This window comes from Sphingomonas elodea ATCC 31461, from assembly GCF_000226955.1.
GTDB lineage: Bacteria > Pseudomonadota > Alphaproteobacteria > Sphingomonadales > Sphingomonadaceae > Sphingomonas > Sphingomonas elodea.
In genome coordinates this window covers 1-17,711 of sequence record NZ_AGFU01000004.1, presented here as the reverse complement: position 1 = coordinate 17,711, position 17,711 = coordinate 1, and the positions used below count along the sequence as shown (strand labels likewise).

At 66.3% G+C, this 17,711-nt stretch carries 18 protein-coding genes, 3 pseudogenes and 1 other annotated feature; of the genes and pseudogenes, 10 read left to right on the top strand and 11 right to left on the bottom strand.

Annotated elements, in window-relative coordinates:
• Positions 1-54: 54 nt before the first annotated feature.
• From KK7_RS23110 to KK7_RS19900, 3 genes and pseudogenes are all read left to right on the top strand, one after another.
• Positions 55-474 carry an alpha/beta fold hydrolase gene (locus KK7_RS23110; protein ID WP_162097244.1) on the top strand — a complete coding sequence of 140 codons (420 nt, stop codon included), beginning with the start codon at positions 55-57 and terminating at the stop codon, positions 472-474.
• Positions 358-413: a sequence feature (sul1 is cis-regulatory element that is thought to sense ions involved in sulfur or methionine metabolism; They are found in Alphaproteobacteria), on the top strand. Its footprint overlaps the gene before it by 56 nt.
• Positions 471-1,081 (top strand): annotated as a pseudogene (locus tag KK7_RS19905) (SulP family inorganic anion transporter); the annotation flags it as partial. The gene KK7_RS23110 and the pseudogene KK7_RS19905, both read left to right, overlap by 4 nt.
• Positions 1,082-1,268: 187 nt before the next feature.
• Positions 1,269-2,042, top strand: coding sequence for a BCCT family transporter (locus tag KK7_RS19900; RefSeq protein ID WP_010542898.1), 774 nt, complete (start codon positions 1,269-1,271; stop codon positions 2,040-2,042).
• An 11-nt stretch (positions 2,043-2,053) separates the two neighbouring features.
• Here KK7_RS19900 and KK7_RS23300 read toward each other — a convergent pair.
• Positions 2,054-2,638, bottom strand: a pseudogene (locus tag KK7_RS23300) (SLC13 family permease); the annotation flags it as partial.
• A 228-nt stretch (positions 2,639-2,866) separates the two neighbouring features.
• A complete protein-coding gene (locus tag KK7_RS23205) occupies positions 2,867-3,394 on the bottom strand; it encodes an SLC13 family permease (protein WP_010542896.1) in 528 nt (175 codons plus the stop codon).
• 180 nt (positions 3,395-3,574) lie between these two features.
• Between KK7_RS23205 and KK7_RS0101570 the strand changes: the two genes are divergently transcribed.
• A complete protein-coding gene (locus KK7_RS0101570; RefSeq protein WP_010542895.1) occupies positions 3,575-4,810 on the top strand; it encodes a L,D-transpeptidase family protein in 1,236 nt (411 codons plus the stop codon).
• A 1-nt stretch (position 4,811) separates the two neighbouring features.
• Here KK7_RS0101570 and KK7_RS0101565 read toward each other — a convergent pair whose 3' ends face one another.
• The 6 genes from KK7_RS0101565 to KK7_RS23290 form a co-directional block, all read right to left on the bottom strand.
• Positions 4,812-6,020, bottom strand: coding sequence for a cation:proton antiporter (locus KK7_RS0101565; RefSeq protein ID WP_237709109.1), 1,209 nt, complete (start codon positions 6,018-6,020; stop codon positions 4,812-4,814).
• A 29-nt stretch (positions 6,021-6,049) separates the two neighbouring features.
• Positions 6,050-6,535, bottom strand: coding sequence for a hypothetical protein (locus KK7_RS0101560; RefSeq protein WP_138983899.1), 486 nt, complete (start codon positions 6,533-6,535; stop codon positions 6,050-6,052).
• Positions 6,469-6,681, bottom strand: coding sequence for a hypothetical protein (locus KK7_RS0101555; protein ID WP_010542892.1), 213 nt, complete (start codon positions 6,679-6,681; stop codon positions 6,469-6,471). Before KK7_RS0101555 ends, KK7_RS0101560 begins: the two co-directional genes overlap by 67 nt.
• A 73-nt stretch (positions 6,682-6,754) precedes the next feature.
• On the bottom strand, positions 6,755-7,735 hold the full coding sequence (locus KK7_RS0101550) for a serine hydrolase (RefSeq protein ID WP_083836022.1): 981 nt from the start codon (positions 7,733-7,735) through the stop codon (positions 6,755-6,757).
• A 210-nt stretch (positions 7,736-7,945) separates the two neighbouring features.
• Positions 7,946-9,586 (bottom strand): DUF2254 family protein, encoded by a 1,641-nt coding sequence (locus KK7_RS23295; RefSeq protein ID WP_051121200.1) that lies wholly within the window; start codon positions 9,584-9,586, stop codon positions 7,946-7,948.
• On the bottom strand, positions 9,583-10,275 hold the full coding sequence (locus tag KK7_RS23290) for a hypothetical protein (RefSeq protein WP_051121198.1): 693 nt from the start codon (positions 10,273-10,275) through the stop codon (positions 9,583-9,585). The genes KK7_RS23295 and KK7_RS23290 overlap by 4 nt, the downstream gene beginning before the upstream one ends.
• A gap of 167 nt (positions 10,276-10,442) precedes the next feature.
• Between KK7_RS23290 and KK7_RS0101540 the strand changes: the two genes are divergently transcribed.
• Positions 10,443-11,480, top strand: a complete 1,038-nt coding sequence (locus tag KK7_RS0101540; RefSeq protein ID WP_040597345.1) for a potassium channel family protein — start codon at positions 10,443-10,445, stop codon at positions 11,478-11,480.
• On the opposite strand, the gene KK7_RS0101535 is transcribed toward KK7_RS0101540, so the two are convergent.
• Positions 11,477-12,361 (bottom strand): MBL fold metallo-hydrolase, encoded by an 885-nt coding sequence (locus KK7_RS0101535; RefSeq protein WP_010542889.1) that lies wholly within the window; start codon positions 12,359-12,361, stop codon positions 11,477-11,479. The two genes, KK7_RS0101540 and KK7_RS0101535, sit on opposite strands and share 4 nt — an antisense overlap.
• An 86-nt stretch (positions 12,362-12,447) precedes the next feature.
• Here KK7_RS0101535 and KK7_RS0101530 point away from each other — a divergent pair, with 86 nt between their 5' ends.
• The 3 genes from KK7_RS0101530 to KK7_RS0101520 are packed head-to-tail and all read left to right on the top strand — an operon-like array spanning position 12,448 to position 14,057.
• The gene (locus KK7_RS0101530; protein WP_010542888.1) at positions 12,448-12,747 is read left to right on the top strand and encodes an ArsR/SmtB family transcription factor; all 300 of its coding nucleotides are present in this window, start codon (positions 12,448-12,450) and stop codon (positions 12,745-12,747) included.
• Between the two features lie 4 nt (positions 12,748-12,751).
• Positions 12,752-13,270, top strand: coding sequence for a rhodanese family protein (locus tag KK7_RS0101525; RefSeq protein ID WP_010542887.1), 519 nt, complete (start codon positions 12,752-12,754; stop codon positions 13,268-13,270).
• A 7-nt stretch (positions 13,271-13,277) separates the two neighbouring features.
• Positions 13,278-14,057, top strand: a complete 780-nt coding sequence (locus KK7_RS0101520) for a sulfite exporter TauE/SafE family protein (protein WP_010542886.1) — start codon at positions 13,278-13,280, stop codon at positions 14,055-14,057.
• Positions 14,058-14,783: 726 nt separating this feature from the next.
• On the opposite strand, the pseudogene KK7_RS19885 reads toward KK7_RS0101520, so the two are convergent.
• Positions 14,784-15,482 (bottom strand): annotated as a pseudogene (locus KK7_RS19885) (IS3 family transposase); the annotation flags it as partial.
• Here KK7_RS19885 and KK7_RS0101510 point away from each other — a divergent pair.
• Positions 15,446-15,937, top strand: coding sequence for a hypothetical protein (locus KK7_RS0101510; RefSeq protein WP_202798657.1), 492 nt, complete (start codon positions 15,446-15,448; stop codon positions 15,935-15,937). The pseudogene KK7_RS19885 and the gene KK7_RS0101510 overlap by 37 nt on opposite strands.
• 156 nt (positions 15,938-16,093) lie before the next feature.
• Here the strand turns inward: KK7_RS0101510 and aqpZ are convergent, their stop codons facing one another.
• Positions 16,094-16,783, bottom strand: a complete 690-nt coding sequence (aqpZ, locus tag KK7_RS0101505) for an aquaporin Z (RefSeq protein ID WP_010542883.1) — start codon at positions 16,781-16,783, stop codon at positions 16,094-16,096.
• Positions 16,784-17,360: 577 nt separating this feature from the next.
• Between aqpZ and KK7_RS22775 the strand changes: the two genes are divergently transcribed.
• A complete protein-coding gene (locus KK7_RS22775; RefSeq protein ID WP_010542882.1) occupies positions 17,361-17,636 on the top strand; it encodes a DUF3768 domain-containing protein in 276 nt (91 codons plus the stop codon).
• Positions 17,637-17,711: the final 75 nt, after the last annotated feature.

Here is a 17,711-nt window from a genome sequence, read left to right as displayed (position 1 = left end):
CCGCAGGCGAAGAAGGCTTGGCCTGGCCCGACGAGCCTGGAAGACATCACGGCGTTGGTACACCGGATCGACGTGCCGACCCTGGTCATCAGCGGTGCGCTTGATCGCATCGACACACCCGCAAGGCTGGAGGCCGAGTTGCTGCCGCGCATCCCGCACGCGACGGTCCGCATTCTGCCGGATACGGGGCATCTGTCCCCGCTGGAAGCACCCGAAGCCCTCGCGACGTTGATCGCGGGCTTCGTCGATCACTTGCATGGATTCCCAGAGACTTGCCCCCGCGCCGCCGTCGCAGGAGTCCTCGTGGCGCAAGCATGTTGCGTCGATCCTGCCAAGCATCTCTGCGCCACACATTCGCAAGGACCCGGTGAAATTCCGGGTGGCTATTCCGGCCGCCTACCCGCCGGACAACAACACGCACCAATCCTGTCGGCGCTGCTCGGCGCCGCGTGCCCTGTTGTGGATTTTCAATGACCCTCGATTTTACCGCGTACCGCCGCCAGTGGTTTACTGACGGCATCAAGGCTCGCCGGGACGTGCTGGCCAGCATCGTCGTCGCCCTGGCGCTGATCCCCGAAGCGATCGGCTTTTCCATCATCGCCGGGGTCGACCCGCGCGTGGGGCTCTACGCTTCCGTCGCGATCGCGATGACCATATCCCTCGTCGGGGGGCGTCCCGGCATGATCTCGGCCGCAACGGCAGCAGTCGCCGTCCTCGTCGGGCCGCTCGTGCGCGAACACGGAGTCGAATACCTCTTCGCCGCGACGATCCTGATGGGCGTGATCCAGATCGTCGCGGGCGTGCTGCGGCGCGATCTGGTCATGCAGTTCGTCTCGCGCTCGGTTATCAGCTGCCGCAGGGCTTGCCGAGTTTCGCCCTGCCGCACGTCCCGCTGCCCCTGGAGACGCTGTGGATCATCCTGCCCTATGCGCTCACCATGGCGGCGGTGGGACTGCTGGAATCGCTGCTCACCGCGCAGATCGTGGACGACATGATCGATACGGACAGCGACAAGCGCCGGGAGTGCGCGGGCCAAGGCGGCGCGAACATCGTCGCGGCCCTGTTCGGCGGCATGGGCGGCTCCGTCGCGACGGCCGTGCCGTCGAGGTGGTCGGCTATAACCATGCGAGCGCAGACCTCGTCGATCGCTTCGCACTCCACGACAAGACCGGCGTCGAACTGGGGCTGGCGCCGCACTGAGCCCCCGGGTGGCGCGCGAAGGCAGTCGCGGCCACCTTTTCGCCCGATGGGCGTTCAGCCGTGCAAGTATGCTGAAAAGTGCAATCAACCCCCGCGTGTTCTGGGGCGCCTCGGCGCTCATTCTGGCGTTGCTCGGCGTCACCATCGCGATGCCCGGCAGCGCCGACCTTGCCTTCAAGGCGGCGCAGGCCTGGACCATCGACACGTTCGGCTGGTTCTACATCGCCGCGGTCGCGGTGTTCCTCGTCATCGTCCTCGCGCTCGGCTTCGGTCCGGCGGGCAAGCTCAAGCTCGGGCCGGACGATGCCGAGCCGGACTTCCCCTATCTTTCCTGGCTGGCGATGCTGTTCGCGGCCGGAATGGCCATCGGGCTGATGTATTTTGCCGTCGCCGAGCCGATCCAGCCCTACATCTCGCCCCCCGAGGCGAAGAGCGGCACGATCGACGCGGCGCGGGAGGCAATGGCGATCACCTTCCACCATTATGGCGTCCATGCCTGGGCGATCTACGCGCTCGTCGGGCTGAGCCTTGCCTATTTCACCTATCGCAAGGATCTGCCGCTTACCCTGCGCTCGGGGCTGGCGCCGATTCTCGGCAAGCGCATCCAAGGGCCGCTGGGCGACGCGATCGACATCTTCGCGGTGTGCGGCACGGTGTTCGGCGTCGCGACATCGCTGGGCTTCGGCGTCTCGCAGATGACCGCAGGGCCGTCCTATATCTACGCACTTCCCGACACGCTGACCGCCAAGATCATCGTGATCGTGCTGGTGATGGGGGCGGCGACGCTGCTGCTGGTGGCGGGCGGGCTCGGCGCGCTGCAGGCGGCGCCCATGCGCGCATAATCGGTGAAGCGATACCCGCCCGGCCCCATCACGAGCAGGTTGTTCTGGTGGCCGATGGGTGTGAGAAAATCTGCCGAGGTGCCGATCCGCACCGCCAATAGCGCGGCGTCGGGTCCGATGCCCAGCACCCGCGCGGCATCGATGGCGAGCGGCCCCATGATAATCGCGGTCGCGACGTTGTTGAGGAAGATCGACAACAAGAGGGTCATGCCGCACAAGGCGGCGATCACCGCGACGGGTGGCAGGCCGGCGAGCGTAGCACCCAGCCATTCGGCGGCGATGGCGGCAGCGCCGCTCGTCTCGAAGCTGTGGCCGACGGGTATCATTGCCGCGAGCAGCACGATCACGCTCCAGTCGATCGCCTGGTACACGTCGTCAGCTCCCATCAGCCGCGTCGCGACCAGCACGACGGCAGCGGCAAGAAAGGCGAGCGCTGGCGGCGCCCCGAACCCGACGATCGAGACGATCGCGGCGATGAAAATCATCAGGATCGGCGCCGCCTGCCTACGGGCGACGGGCAGGCGATCGACCCGGTCGACCTCGAGCAGTCGCGCAGTGCCGACGAAGCGCGCGAGATCCGCCGGGCGGCCGCACACGAACAGTTGATCGCCCGCCTCGATACGGAGCGAAGCGAGCGGCGCGCGCCGCCGCGCAGCGCGCGGCCCCACGGCGACAACGGTAAGCGTGTCGTTGCTGCGGATCCGGATCGCCTCGTGACTGAGGCCGATGAGGAACGAACCATGGGCGACGACGACACGCGCTGTAACGCTGTCGCCCTCCGCTTCCTCGATGTCGGACCGTAGCCCGGTGGCCTCCGCAGCGATCTATTGCTGGCGGCGCGACACCACCAGCAGGCGGTCTCCGGCCTCCAGACCGGTTTCCGGCCGGATCCGATGCCCCTCCCGGAAGACGGCAAGCAGCCACACCGCTGCCGTCCGCAGGCGCGGAAGCAGACCGGCGAGCGACACGGCAGCCGGTGCGGTAAGCTCATAGACCCGCCAGGGCGGCCGCACCGGTCGGTCCATCCCCTGCCCCACCGGCAGCAGCCGCCAACCGACCAGCACGAGGTACAGCAACCCCACCGCGGACACCGCCACCCCCACCGGCGCCATCTGAAAGAAGCCGAAGCCCGTGCCCAGTTCCTTGGCGCGCACCGAGGACAGGATGAGGTTGGCGGGCGTCCCGATCAGCGTGGTCATGCCGCCCAGGATGGTGGCGAAGGCGAGCGGCATCAGCGTCGCGGCAGGCGGCCGCTTCGCCTGCCGCGCCACCAGATCGTGCCGGACGCGCTCGGATACGAACAATACCAGCGCGCCCAGCAAGACGGCGGCACTGAGGATCGCCGGGGTCATCCGCGACCCACCCGCCAAAGCGGGGCACAGGCACGATGGACCGATCGGCGGCGCGGGTGCGTTTGCAAGGACATGACTGTTTCAAACCTTCGGTTTCGCTGCATGGTTGCAGCCCCCCTTCTCCTGTCCGTTGCACCTCCCGCCGCCGCCGCTGTCGTTCGCCAGGGTGCCGCTGTTCTCATGTCCGCGGGGCAGGCGCAGGCTGCGCTCCGGTCGCTCGCAACCGAGCCCGAGCTCCAGCGCTTCTATGATCGGGCACAGTGGCGCCTCGTTTGGACCGACGCGACCGCGCGCGCCCTCGAAGATGCGATCGCGCACCGTGCCAATCATGGGCTGGATCGGCTGTTCTTCCCGTCTTCCGTCGAGCCTGCCGCAAGTCCCGAGGCGCTGGATGTCGCACGCACGCGCGCCGCGCTCCGCTATGCCCGCGCGCTGGCCATGGGCGTGGTGGATCCGGCCACGCTGCACGCCGTCTATACGCTGCCCCGCCCCGACGCTGACATCGTCGTAGGGCTTGCCACCGCGCTCGACCGCGGCGACCTGCCCGCCTGGCTTGCCGGCCTCGCCCCGCAGCACGCAGACTATCGCCGCCTTTCCGAGGCCTATCGCGCCGCGGTGGCCGAGCAACGCCTCGGCAACGGCTCCGCCCCCCCAATCGCAGCAAACGGCCTGATCCGCCCCGCCGACCGCGCCCGTACGCTCGCCGTGGCGCTCGAGCGTCTGCGCTGGCTGGCCCGCAACCCGCCGGCGACGCGCATCGACGTCAACATCGCCGCTGCGCGCCTCACTTACTATCGCGACGGCGTGCCGGTCGACAGCCGCAAGGTCATCGTCGGAAAGCCGGGCCGGGAAACGCCGCTCCTGTCGTCCCCCATCTATCGCCTGGTCGCCAACCCGACCTGGACGATCCCCAAATCGATCGAGAACACCGAGCTGGCGCATGTCGGCCCCGACTATCTCGCCAGCCACAACATGGTGCGCCGGGGCGGCTATATCGTCCAGCAGCCGGGGCCGGACAATGCGCTGGGAATGGTCAAGTTCGACATGATCAACGACCAGGCGATCTACCTCCACGATACCAGCGCGCCGGGCCTGTTCGAGCGCAGCCAGCGGCATCTCAGCCATGGCTGCGTGCGTGTGGACGACGCGCTGGGCTTCGCGCAACTGCTCGCCGAGGACGAAGGCGTGGCCGATCGCTGGCAGGCGGCGAGCGCCAGCGGTGAACAGATCTTCGTGGCCCTCCCGGTACGCATCCCCGTGCGGCTGCTCTACCAGAACGCCTTTGTCGACGAGATCGGCCGGGTGACGGTCCGCACCGATCCCTATGACTGGAACGGCTCGGTCGCGCGGGCGCTCGGCTTCGATGACGGTTCGCGCACCAGGACCCAAGCCGACGCCATCGACATCGGCCCGTGATTCAATGCTCCGCATCCTCCGCGCCGGTAAGCTTCCACCGGCGGAGCAGCGGCGGCATGGTGAGTCCCTGAGCGAAGATCGAGAAGGCGACCACGCCGAAGGTGACCACGACGATCGCGCCGCGCTCAGCGACGTTCGCCGGCACCGCCAGCGCCAGCGCGAGCCCCACCGCCCCGCGCAGCCCGCCCCAGACAAGGACGTGCTGGTAGGTAGCCGGCAACCGCAGCCGAGTGCGGGCGAACAGCGCCGCCAGCGGATAGACCGCCGCCGCGCGGCCGAGCAGCGTCAGCAGGATCCCCGCGACGAGCGCACCGCTCACCATTGCGATCGGCTGGTGCGCCTCGTGGCTGCCGATCAGCAGGAACAGGCAGGAATTGGCGAGGAAGGCGGCATAGGCCCAGAAATCCTGGACATGCTGGCGCCCGGCAACCGAGATCGAGCCGCGCGGGCCGATCGCGCCGACGATGATCCCGGCAGCGAGCGCGGCGAACACGCCGGAGGCATGGACATGCTCGGCGAGCAGAAAGCTTGCCCAGGCGATCACCGTGGTCAGCGTCACCTCGACGAGGTGGTCCTCGGTTCGCCCCGCCACCGTCAGCACCACGAAAGCGATCGCGCCGCCGATCACCACGCCGCCCAGCACCGTCCAGAGCAGCGACGTCGCGACGCTACCGACGCTGAGCCCGCCGCCCTCGGCAACCGCGATCAGGATCGCGAACCCCACCGCGGCAACGCCGTCGTTGAGCAGGCTTTCCGACTCCACCACCATACTCAGTCGCGGTTCGGCCTTCATCTCCTTGAAGGCCGCGATCACCGAGACGGGATCGGTCGCGGCGATCAGCACGCCGAAGAAGGCTGCGCCCAGCCAGCTCCAGCCGAGCAGCCAGTGCATGCCGACGGTGACCAGCAGCGCGGAAATCGCGACGCCAAGGAACGCCAGCACGATGGTGAGCGGCAGCTCCTCGCGGAACCGCTGCCAACGCAGCTGCAACGCCGCCTCGAAGATCAACGGCGGCAGGAATATGTTGAAGATCAGCTCGCGCGACAGCGGCAGGTTGGCACCCACCGGCAGGAACGCGAGCGCGATCCCGGCCAGCACCAGCCCGGCCGTATAGGGCAGCCCGATCCGCCGCGAGATCATCGCCACCAGCGACGCGACGATCAGCAACGTGCCGAGTTCGGGAAGACCGATGTCGTTCAACGCGGGCACTCCTGTTGCGGCTGAGCGGGTGAAAATCCCTAGGGCAGAACCGACGCGGGCACGAGCGCAAAGCGTTGCCCGGCAGGCGGGGCTGCGCTTGCCACGAGACCGGCACGGCGCAGTTGCTCGGCAATGGCGAGCGCGCGTCGCCGCGTGAGGTTGGGTTTCGCTGGCGCGCTGCCCTTGGGCAGACCCGGCACGCCGAGCGCACCGATGTTCCAGCGCCTCGCCGCCCAGATCGACGCAGCGACGGCCTCGGTCGCCCGCGCGTCGAGGGTATCGACATTGTCCGCGAACCCGATCTCCGGCAGCGGCCCCTGCGGCGGTACGATCGCCACCGTCCAGTAGCCCGCGCTGTGCCGCCAGCGCGTCGGCGCCTGGGTGACCGCCACCGCCTCGCGACCGATGCGGTTGAGCGAGATGCCGAGCGGGATCGCCATCGCGACGAAGACGAGGATCAGGATCGCCCTGGCACCGCGATGCCGGCGGACATCCTCGTCATGAAGGCGAAGCGGCCGGACCAACCGCTGTCCTCGACGATCCGGGCGACCACCGCCTCGTGGTCGATCGGCGCGACGAGCAACTGGCGCCACCAGCGGTACAGGGCCAGATGCAACAGGCGCTCGCGCATGCGGGCACGATGATCCGTTGCTTCGATGGCGTCGTCCAAGGCGATCCTCGTCCCTTTTTCTGTTCGTTGAACGCAGGTTAGGCGATTTCCACCCGGAACGCGAAGACGCGCCTCATTCCGCCGTGCGGATCACCGCGCGGGTGACGTCACCCATTAGCCGCATTCGCACCGGGATCGACTGGCGCGTGCTCGCGATCATCACCGCCACCGCATAGCGATGCCCGTCGGGTGCCGTAAGCAGGCCGACATCGTTATAGCCGGTGGCGAGATTGCCGAGTTCCTGCCCGGTGCCGGTCTTGTGCGCCATCTTCCAGCCGGGCTGCAGGCCGGACTTCAGCCGCAACGGGCCGGTCTTGCTCGCGAGCATGATCCGGAAAAGCCGATCGGTAGAGCCATGGCTGAGCAGTTTGTCCTGCGCTAGCAGCGACAGGCCCAGCGTGATGCCATTGGCGGTCGCGCCGTCATAGGGCGCGGCCAGATAGCGATCGAGCGCCTTGCGGCGATCGGCCGCAGGCATGGCCGCGCGCGCCTGGAGGAAGCCCCAGCCTCCCGCCCATTCCTTGCGCCAGACCAGACCGGCGGTCTTGGCTTGCAGCTCACGCTCGCCGGGGCCGAAGCCGACCCCGTCGATGCCCTTCTCTTTCAGCATCCGGCGTATGGCGGCAGGACCGCCGACCTTCCACAGCAGTACGTCGTTGCAGGTATTGTCGCTGCGGGTCAGCGCGCATTCGAGCAGCGCGCCGACCGTAGTGCGATAGCCGTTCGGTCCAATGAGCGCGCGGATCGGTTGGTGGAAGACGGTAAGGTCGCTGCGGGTCACCGTCACCGGCGTGGCGAACGACAGCCGAGCATGATCGATCGCGTCGAACACGGCGATCGCCACCCACAGCTTGCTGACGCTCTGCTGCGGATGCGGTCGGTCACCGTTCCATGCGACCATCCAGCCACGATCGACATCCCGTACCGAGATCGCAACCTGCCCCTGGAACCCGGCGCCGAGGGCCTGCACCGCGTTGAGCAAGGCGGCCGGCGGCTCGTCGGACCGCTTGGGCCTTGGTGTCGCGGAGGTTGCGTCGATCGGCGGCCCGACCAGCGTCGGGCGTGCAGTGGGCGGCGGTGGTGCCTTCAAAGGGACAGGGGGTGCGGCAGGAACACAGGCGGCGAGCAGGACGACCGGCGCAACGTGCGCGCCGAAGCGGACGACAGTATCGATACGTGGCAAATAGCCCTCCTTTCCAAACGGCTTACCGTCGGAAGCTCAGGATTGCAGGGCGAGATGGCTCGGTTCGTCGCCCAGCAATGGTCATTCGTCGCCAACGAGGATCGTTGCCCGCACCGCGCGCGCCGCCCCGAGCCAGTCCATGCACGTGACCGCGGTGAAGGGATCATTGATGCCGGGAGAGAGCGCCCGGTCGGCAGTCTCGACAAGTTCGTCGATCAGAAAGCGCAGGTCCTGTAGCGCCGTACGCTGGGCGCCGAGCGCGAATGCGCCTTGCAGTTGGCCTATGCACGCATCGTCGCACCGCTCGGCCGGCCACAGTTCCAGCAGCGTGCGGCCTTCATGCACGAAATCGCCCGGGCGGTAGCGGATGCGGCACACCAGATCGGAATCCGTAGCGGTCCGCATCAGCAGATCCTCGTCGATCAGCTGGATATAGCCGGTGCCCCGCGCCCCGACCGCGCGCGGGCTGCCGTCCGGCTCCAGGCGATCGCTCGCTTCCGTCTCGGCGGCATCGGGGTCGGCGGTACCGATCACGCTCGGGAAGCGGCGGTCCACTTCGTGCTGCAGGCGGCGACCGATATCCTCGATCACGCTGTTGATGTGGATGCGCTGCGGCACGTGGTGGATGAAGAAGATCAGCACGCCCACGGTCACCACCGATCCCCCATTGTTGGGCGTACCGATGGGGATCGGCAGCATCGAGGGGATGCCGAACGGCCCGTTAGTGCGCGCCTCGCCCAGCGGGCGGTCCCAGATCGTCTTGCTCGTCGCCATGTCGATCGCGCGGATGCCGCCATAGGGGGGCTGCTTGCAGAGCATGCCGGTGAAGGGCAGCTGCCAGCCGGCGTTGACGTCGATCGCATAGGGGGTGTGCGCCTGGGGATCGCCTGCGCCTTCCGCCCCGCCGATCTTGCCGCGGGCCTGGTCGCGCGGTTGCCATCCCCGCTGGTTCGCCTCGGCGCGTGGAACCAGCCGGACATAGTTGAGCATGTCGTTGTAATTGGCGACGATCACGCCGCGCTGCGGGTCGACCGCGATGCCGCCCCAGTCGGTGCCGCCATTGTACCCAGGATATTCGATCGAGTGTCGGTCCGCCTCGGGGGGCGTAAAGAAGCCCTTGTAGCTCGCCCGGCGGAACTGGATGCGGCACACTATCTGATCGATCGGCGACATGCCCCACATGTCGCGCTCGGTCAGGTCGGGCTGGCGCAGCGTATGCCAGAGCGACACCGGCTGGGTGGCCGCGCGCTGCTGCGGCTCGACGCCGATCTGCGGCGCCTTGATCTCGCCCACCGGGATCAGCGGGCGACCGGTGCGGCGGTCGAGGATGTAGATGTCGCCCTGCTTTGAGGGCAGCACCATCGCCGGGACGCCCTTGTACTCGACCAGCGTCGCCTGGGCGCCAAAGTCGTAGTCCCACACATCCTTGCGAACCGCCTGGAAGCGCCAGCGCGGCTTGCCGGTGGTCACGTCCAGCGCGACCAGCGAGGTGGCGAACTGGTTCTCTTCCGGGCGACGCAGGCTCGAATAATAGTCCGCCGCCGCATTGCCCATCGGCAGGTAGACCAGACCGAGCTGCTCGTCACCGCTGGCCATGGTCCACATGTTCGGCGTGCCGCGCGCCCATTCCTGGCCTGCGGGCGGATAGCCGTTCCACTCCGGGTGCATCATGTCCCACGCCCAGCGCAGCTTGCCGGTGCGCGCGTCGAAGCCCTGGATCACGCCCGAAGGCGCCCAGCGATCCTGGGCGAGCTGGGCATGTCGCCGGTGTGGATCAGCCAGGCGCGCTTGAGGCTGCCGACATTGGACGCGTTCATCTGCGCGAGCGGGGAACAGCGCCGGGCGCTACCCGTACCGCCATAGCTCGGCCAGTCGGCGCCGGTCTGCTGGCCTGACGGATCGGCCATGCCCTGGGTGCCCGGCGCGGGGAGCGCAGCCTGCACCCAGTCGGGCTGACCGTTGGCGGCCACCGCAAGGTCCACGCCGGTGATCGCCACCGCGGCCAGCACGCCTGCCAGCGCGAACCGCCACCGCTCACGTCGGACGCGCATCGTCGCCATCGCCGCGAGCACCGCCACCAGCAGCACGACCAGCGCGATAATCCGCGGCACCTGCGCCCAGGCATTGGCACCGACCTCCCACCAGGCCCAGAGGAAAGTGAGGACGACGATCGCGAGATAGAGCCAGCCGCCAAGCGTCCGCCCGCGCACCAGCAACACCCCTGCCCCCACCATCGCGACGCCGGTGACGAGGTAGTAGAGCGAGCCGCCGAGCACCGCCAACCAGGCGCCGCCGATCGCCAGCACCAGCCCGATCAACGCCAGCACCGCACCGACCGCGCGCCCGGTCCACGTCGGGTGGGGCGGATCGCTGAAAAAGGCGCGAGTGATGGTGCGGGCGTCGGACATCATGGGCTCTCCCGAGAGCGCAGGACGGCCACGGCGCAACCGTTCGGCCTGCGAAGGCAACAGGTTCAGACCCCAAGCGAATCCTCGGCAGCAATGTTCCGTAACAGTCGAAAAAGCACCGCATCGCTGCGGTTGCTTCCGCGTCCGGCATCACGCTAAACCCCCGGACGATGGCCCGGCGCGATCCTCGTCGACGGATCGGAGAAGCGCCCGTCCTGCGCCATCGTGGGCGTACGCCCGTCTGGGTGTCGCTGGGCTGGCGGATGGCGCTGGCACTTGCACTGATCGGAATTGCGCTTGCCGGTCACTGGGTGGATCGGGACGGGCTGCGCGACAACACCGACGGCAAGGTCAGTTTCGTCGACGTCGTCTATTTCACGATGATCACCGTGACGACGGTGGGCTATGGGGACATCGTGCCGGTGACGGACCGGGCGCGGATGTTCGATACGTTCGTCGTAACCCCGGTGCGGCTGTTCGTCTGGCTGATTTTTCTCGGCACGGCCTATGATTTCGTGCTGCGCGGGGTCTGGGAGAAGTGGCGGATGCGAAACCTGCAGCGCGATCTGGACGGCCATGTCATCGTGGCGGGGCATGGGACGAGCGGTACGGAGGCGGTGGCCGAGTTGCTCCGCCGGGGCAAGCCGCACGACGCCATTGTGGTGATCGATCCCCATGCCGATGCGGTGGCGCGCGCCGAAGCGGAAGGCGTGATGGTGCTGGAGGGCGATGCCAGCCGCAACGCCACGCTCGATGCCGTCAAGGTGGCCAAGGCCAGCGCGATGATCGTGGCGGCCGGTCGGGACGACACCTCGATCCTGATCGTGCTGACCGCGCGGCGCCTGGCGCCGAACCTTCCGATCAGCGTCGTCATCCGATCGGAAGACAATGAAGCCCTGGCCGTGCAGGCCGGCGCCACCACCGTGATCAATCCGGCAAGCTTCGCCGGATTGCTGCTGGCGGGATCGACGACCGGCCCGCACTTGGCCGAATATATGATGGACCTGGCCGGGCTGCACGGCGCCGTCTCGCTCCGCGAACGCGCGGTGGCGGCGAGCGAGATCGGATCGCCGCTGTCCGCCATCACCACCGGCGCAGGCCTGCGCCTGTATCGCGGCGGCCAGCGTTACGGCTTCTGGCAAGCCGAGGCACGGTCGCTCCAGCCCGGTGACACGATCATCGAGGTGGTCCCCTCAGACGATACTTAGGCCACCGGGCTTTCCTTGGACTTCCACTTCACCGGGATGCGCAGATAGGTGACGCCATTTGCCTCGGCCTGGTGGAAATGCCCGGCGCGGATGTTGACCTGGATCGAGGGCAGCAACAGCTTGGGCACCGGCAGCCCGGCATCGCGCTGCTCGCGCATCGCCACGAACGTGTCCTCGCGTACACCGTCATGGATATGGACGCTTGATCGGCGCTGTTCGCCAACCGTCGTCTCCCAGCGATAGTCGTCGCGTCCGGGCGCCTTGTAGTCGTGGCACAGGAACAGTCTAGTGGCGTCGGGAAGCGCGAGCAGGCGACGGATCGAGCGGTATAGCGTGCGCGCATCGCCGCCAGGAAAGTCGGCGCGCGCGGTGCCATAATCCGGCATGAACAGCGTGTCGCCGACGAAGACGACATCGCCGATCCGGTAGGCCAGATCGGCGGGCGTGTGGCCGGGCACGTGCAGCACCTCCACCGCCAGCGTGCCGATTGCGAAGCGATCACCGTCCTCGAACAGCCGGTCGAAATCCGAACCGTCGGTCTTCAGATCGTCCATCGCGAAGACCGGACGGAAGATCTTCTGCACGTCGCGGATATGCACGCCGATGCCGACCCAGGCCCCGGTCTGCGCCGCGAAAAATGGCGCGGCCGACAGGTGGTCGGCATGGGCATGCGTCTCCAGCACCATCTCGATCCGCCAGCCATGATCGCGTGCGAAGGCAAGGATCGCCTCGGCCGAGCGCGTATCGGCGATGCCGCTCGCCGGATCGAAGTCGAGCACCGGGTCGATCACCGCGGCAACGCGCGTGGCGGGGTCGCCGACGAGGTAGCTGATCGTGTTGGTGGCATGGTCGAAAAACGCTTCGATGCAGGGCTGCGCCATCATTTCCTCCGTTAGCACTTGCTAATATATTAGAGGATGCTACATAAGCAAGCGCTAATGGAGATCGCATAGTGCTGAAACCACTGATGGACCTGGCAACCTTCGAGACAAAGGCCGGCCAGGTTGCCGACATGCTGAAGGCGATCGGCAACGCGCGGCGACTGATGCTGCTGTGCAAGCTCGTCGAGCATGGCGAGAGGACGGTCGGCGATCTCGCCCGCGAGGTGGGGCTGTCGCAATCTGCCTGTTCGCAGCACCTCGCCAAGATGCGCGACGAGGGCCTCGTTACCTATCGGCGCGAGAGCCAGACGCTCTGGTACGCCATCGCCGACCCGCGCGTCGAAACGCTGCTCGCCACCCTGTACCAGCTCTACTGCAAGGATTGATGCGATGACGCTTACCCCCCTTTCCCCCGCCGACACCCGCGCCGCGATCGAAGCCGGCGCGCGACTGGTCGACATCCGCGGTACCGACGAACATGCACGCGCGCGTATCCCCGGCGCGTTGAACCTCCCGCTCGAGCGGATCGCCGAACTGCCCCGTGACGGGCGCCAGGTCATCTTCCACTGCCGTTCCGGCATGCGCACCGCGGCGAATGGGGCGCAGCTACGCGCGGCGGCAGGAGACGCACCGTCCTATGTCCTCGCAGGCGGCATCGATGCATGGCGGACGGCAGGCCATCCCGTGATCGCCGACCCTTCGCAACCGATCGAGATCATGCGGCAGGTGCAGATCACGGCAGGCGCGCTGGTGCTGGCCGGGGTGCTGCTCAGCCTCTTCGTCGCCCCGGGATTCATCGGCCTGTCGGCCTTTGTCGGCGCAGGGCTGATGTTCGCCGGCGGTACCGGCTGGTGCGGGATGGCAAACCTGTTGCGGTTGATGCCATGGAATCGGCGCGCAGGCGCTTGAGGCGCACATGGACACCGCCACGCTTCTCGCCACGCTCGCCTCGGGAGGCGTGATCGGTCTGGTCCTCGGCCTGGTCGGCGGGGGAGGATCCATCCTCGCCGTACCGCTGCTGGTTTACGTCGTCGGCATCGGATCGCCGCACGCTGCGATCGGCACCGCTGCCGTTGCCGTCACGGTCAGCGCGCTCGCCAGCCTTCTCGGCCATGCCCGGGCCGGACGCGTGAAATGGCGATGCGCCGGCGTCTTCGCAGTCTCGGGCATGATCGGCGCGGCCTTGGGCGCCGAACTCGGCAAGGCGTTCGACGGCAAGCGGCTGCTTGTCCTGTTCGGGCTGCTGATGATCGGGGTCGGCCTGTCCATGCTACGCAAGCGCCGCGCAACCGAGGCGCCCGACGTGCGCCTCACCCGCAGCAGCGCCGCGACGCTGCTGCCCCGACTTGTACCGATGGGCCTCGCCGTCGGGCTGGCGGCCGGCTTCTTCGGGATCGGCGGCGGATTTCTGATCGTGCCCGGGCTGATCCTCGCGACGGCGATGCCCCTCCCCTTCGCGATCGGCACATCGCTGGTCGTGGTCAGCGCGCTCGGCGTCACGACGGCGACCTCCTACGCCCTGTCCGGTCTGGTCGACTGGAGCGTAGCGGCGATGCTGATCATCGGCGGAGTTGGCGGGACGCTGGCGGGCATTTCGCTGGGTAACATGCTCGGTGCTCGCAAGGGCGTGCTTGAACGCGGCTTCGCTGCCGTGGTGGTTACCGTTGGGAGCTACATCATTGCCACAGCGGTGTAGAACGCGTCCTCCGATCTGAAGCAAGAACATCTCGACGCTCTTCGTCTCGAGCACTCGAAAAACAGACAGCGTTCCCACAGAGTACATACGTATCGGGCATCAGACCGCGCAAATTTGAGGACCACAGACGAACCTCCGTTTTCGTGGTGCGCCATTCGTTCGACACGCGTGAGCGTAGCGGCCGATTTCCCCTCGCGCTCCCTCTTCTCGATATGTTCGGCCGGCAACCAGCCCGAAGTTGGTCTTAACCGAGCGCGCTGCCTCGAGGCGCTTCAACCGTTTGGCCTCGACCGGGTCACAGCCATCCGAGAGCTCGGAACGGGCAATCGCGGGGCTTGAGCGCACGGATTTCAACGACGGCTAGCATGGTGGGCCACGACTCCTGCGAGGCCCGTGGTCCATCGATTCGTGGCCCAGTTTTCGTGAGCCTTAGCGGAACGAAATGAGAAACCACCGGACTGTAAACAGCGATTTTATCCCAGTTTTCCGAAGGTTTCCACGATGTTCTCAATATGTACTAGTACCCTGGCCGGACTCACATCCACCTCCAGAAACCCCAGAAAACCGCCACTTTTCGAATCTCCAAAATGCCGTGGCCCACTCGTGGCCCACCAAAAATTTCGGTCCGAAACACGGACACGAACCCTCGCCCCACGAACCATTTTGGTACTTCCTGGAGCATGATTTGAAGCGTCCCCGGGTTTTCCGGAGGCGATTTCATTTGAGTCATGCAACCATATCGAGGGTGTCGATGGCTGCATAGTAGTTGGCCTCGGCCTCAGCAGGCGGAATATGCCCGATAGGACCGAAGAGGCGGTGGTGGTTGAACCAGTCGACCCAGCGCAGGGTTGCCATTTCCACGGTCGACGCGCTGGGCCATGACCGCTGCCGCCAGAGGACCTCGGCCTTGTAGAGGCCGTTGATCGTCTCGGCCAAAGCGTTGTCGTAACCGTCGCCGACGCTGCCGACCGACGGCACGAGGTTGGCCTCGGCGAGGCGCTGGGTGTAGTTCATGGCGAGGTATTGAACGCCCCTGTCGCTATGGTGGATCAGTCCGTCATCGGGACTGGGCCTGTGAGCATGGATCGCCTGCTCCAGAGCATCGACCACGAAGCCGGCGGTAGCCGAATTATCGACCTTCCAGCCAACGATCCGGCGGGCATAGGCATCGATCACGAAGGCCACGTAGACAAACCCTGCCCAGGTATGGACGTAGGTGAAGTCGACCACCCAAAGGGCATTAGGCCGGTTGACGCGGAACTCGCGGTTGACCTTGTCCAGCGGGCACGGCGCCTTCGGGTTGCTGAGCGTGGTGACAGTTTTCTTGCTCCGCCGCACACCTGCCAGGCCCATGGCCGACATCAGCCGTTCCACCGTGCACTTGGCAATTGCTACGCCTTCGCGCCGCAACTGGTGCCGGACCTTGGCTGACCACCAAGGAAGTCGTGGCCGCCGCCACCTCGGTCTATTCCGATGGCCGCACCCCGCGCATGGTTCGGGAGCTGACGAACTATATCGAAGCCGAGCCCGGTTTCGGGAGCTGGCGCGACGCCATCGAGCTGGACGAGGCATTTTTTGCCACCTTCTCGCACAAGGCGCGGGTGGCCCTGTTGACCCAATGGGGTTTAGGGGATCGAGCCAAAGGCTTGAAGAGCAGCGAAACCGCCGCCTTCTGTGCCCGTGTTGCCAACTGCGACACGGCTGATGCGAAGTTGCTCGGCCTTGATGCCAACGACCTGGCTGAAGCAGTCAACTGGCTCCCCGACTTCATGGCAACCGAGCTGGCCCCTTCCCTTCCCGTGGAGATCGAGGACGGTGACGAAGTTGAACAGTATCCCGGGTCGGACGAGGCTCCGGTCGAGTTCGATCAGGCAGCTTGAACTCTTGGCCGGTGGATTCCCCACCGGCCTCTTGTCCGACGCGAAATAATAGACGCAGCCCGAGCGGCTGCGGCGATTGATCCACGCCGCTGGCTTGGCCAGCGGCGTGACGGCGCGCGCAGCGCGACGCTTGGACCTGTGCGGTTCACTGAGGAGTTATTCGGCCTGCGCCAGTACCTTCCGCCAGATCAGCCCGCCGATGGTGGCTCCTGCTAGCGGAGCAGCCCAGAATAGCCACAGTTGGAACAGCGCGCCGGTCTGCGCATAGAGCGCGACCCCGGTCGAACGCGCCGGGTTAACCGAGGTGTTGGTGACCGGGATCGAGATCAGGTGAATGAGGGTCAGCGCCAAGCCGATCGCAATCGGAGCGAAACCAGCAGGTACGAGGCGCGAGGTGGAACCCAGAATGACCACCAGAAATCCGGCGGTGAGGGTCACCTCAATCAAGGCTGCTGCGAGCAGGGAATAGTGCCCAGGTGACAAGTCGCCAAAGCCGTTCGACGCGAAGCCGCCGGCAATGAAGCCTGGTCTCCCGCTGGCGATCGCGTAGAGCGCGGCCGCCGCCACTACCGATCCGAAAACTTGAGCCACCCAATAGGGCAGCAGATCGCGCCAATCGAAACGACCTGCCACAGCAAGGCCGAGCGTAACGGCGGGATTGAAGTGGCCGCCAGAGATTCCGCCCACAGCATAAGCCATGGTCAACACGGTCAATCCAAACGCCAGCGAGACGCCAGCGAAGCCGATGCCGAGCGTGGGAAACGCTGCAGCCAGCACTGCTGCGCCGCATCCGCCGAAGACCAACCAGAATGTACCGAAGGATTCTGCCACCAATTTTTGCCGCATCTGTCGCGTGTCCTTGAAGAATTATAGTTTTTCGCCCCGCAAGCATTAGGGAGAGCTCTGGAGGCAAATCCGGCCGAAGTTGCTTGCTTCGCTCAGTCAGGACTTCGGAACCTGCAATTCTATGTAAAAAGTTTCATTTTGAACAGAGCGGATTGATAGATTATTCGATAACATACCGGGAAATGTAGTACATTTGTAATCCATGGTTGGTACATTCGTCATAGTCCTATCTTTATCTTGTTATATTTTCTTGGATGGTGGCCCAGCAGAACGCGCCGAGCGGAGCGTACACTGTCGGCTGCTCCGCCCCGGCTTCGCCGGTTTTCCGCACCAACAGGGTGCGCAGCTATTCATCGCGCCGCGTGCGCACGCTCGATCCGAGCGGGGGTCACGGCGGCCGCTGGCGCACTGCCGCGCCGCTCACTCGGCTTCGAGGGTGCTGTTCTTTGTTGGCGCTGCGCGCGTCAGGGGGCCTGTTCCTGCCCCCCCCTGTGAAGGGCCGGGCCGTCTCCGCTGCTGCGCAGCTCCGCTTGGTCATGCGGAGGGTATCCCCAACCCGGCGCCGAACATCGTCGTGATGACCGCCGGCATTCTCGCCGTGGTCGACGCCGACCCTTCCACGTCGGTTGCCAAGCAGGCCGAGCTTATGGGCCTGGTGTCGGGTTATGATGCCTTCACCGAAGACAACAACCCGGATGGAGAGCGGTCGTTCGGTGACTTCGATTGGCAGGGTGTCCGCTGCGACTGGAAGATCGACTATTACGATTGGGAGATGGATTGCATCTCGGACAATCCGGCTGATCCCGCCGCGACCTGTCGCGTGCTGACTATCCTGCGCGTCGACGAATATTGACGCGCACCGGGGCGACCTCGGTTGACGTGCTCCCCGGTTTTCATCCAGCCGGGACCAGAGACCGGGTGTTGTTGT

What these genes read in the sequence shown, in the direction of transcription:
- KK7_RS0101570 (WP_010542895.1), top strand. Translation starts at nt 3,575, where the DNA reads ATGTCCGCGGGGCAGGCGCAGGCTGCGCTCCGGTCGCTCGCAACCGAG.
- KK7_RS0101520 (WP_010542886.1), top strand. Translation starts at nt 13,278, where the DNA reads ATGGACACCGCCACGCTTCTCGCCACGCTCGCCTCGGGAGGCGTGATC.
- aqpZ (WP_010542883.1), bottom strand. Translation starts at nt 16,783, where the DNA reads ATGCGGCAAAAATTGGTGGCAGAATCCTTCGGTACATTCTGGTTGGTC.
- KK7_RS0101540 (WP_040597345.1), top strand. Translation starts at nt 10,443, where the DNA reads ATGGCCCGGCGCGATCCTCGTCGACGGATCGGAGAAGCGCCCGTCCTG.
- KK7_RS19900 (WP_010542898.1), top strand. Translation starts at nt 1,269, where the DNA reads ATGCTGAAAAGTGCAATCAACCCCCGCGTGTTCTGGGGCGCCTCGGCG.
- KK7_RS0101530 (WP_010542888.1), top strand. Translation starts at nt 12,448, where the DNA reads ATGGACCTGGCAACCTTCGAGACAAAGGCCGGCCAGGTTGCCGACATG.
- KK7_RS22775 (WP_010542882.1), top strand. Translation starts at nt 17,361, where the DNA reads ATGACCGCCGGCATTCTCGCCGTGGTCGACGCCGACCCTTCCACGTCG.
- KK7_RS0101535 (WP_010542889.1), bottom strand. Translation starts at nt 12,361, where the DNA reads ATGGCGCAGCCCTGCATCGAAGCGTTTTTCGACCATGCCACCAACACG.
- KK7_RS23205 (WP_010542896.1), bottom strand. Translation starts at nt 3,394, where the DNA reads ATGACCCCGGCGATCCTCAGTGCCGCCGTCTTGCTGGGCGCGCTGGTA.
- KK7_RS23290 (WP_051121198.1), bottom strand. Translation starts at nt 10,275, where the DNA reads ATGATGTCCGACGCCCGCACCATCACTCGCGCCTTTTTCAGCGATCCG.
- KK7_RS0101525 (WP_010542887.1), top strand. Translation starts at nt 12,752, where the DNA reads ATGACGCTTACCCCCCTTTCCCCCGCCGACACCCGCGCCGCGATCGAA.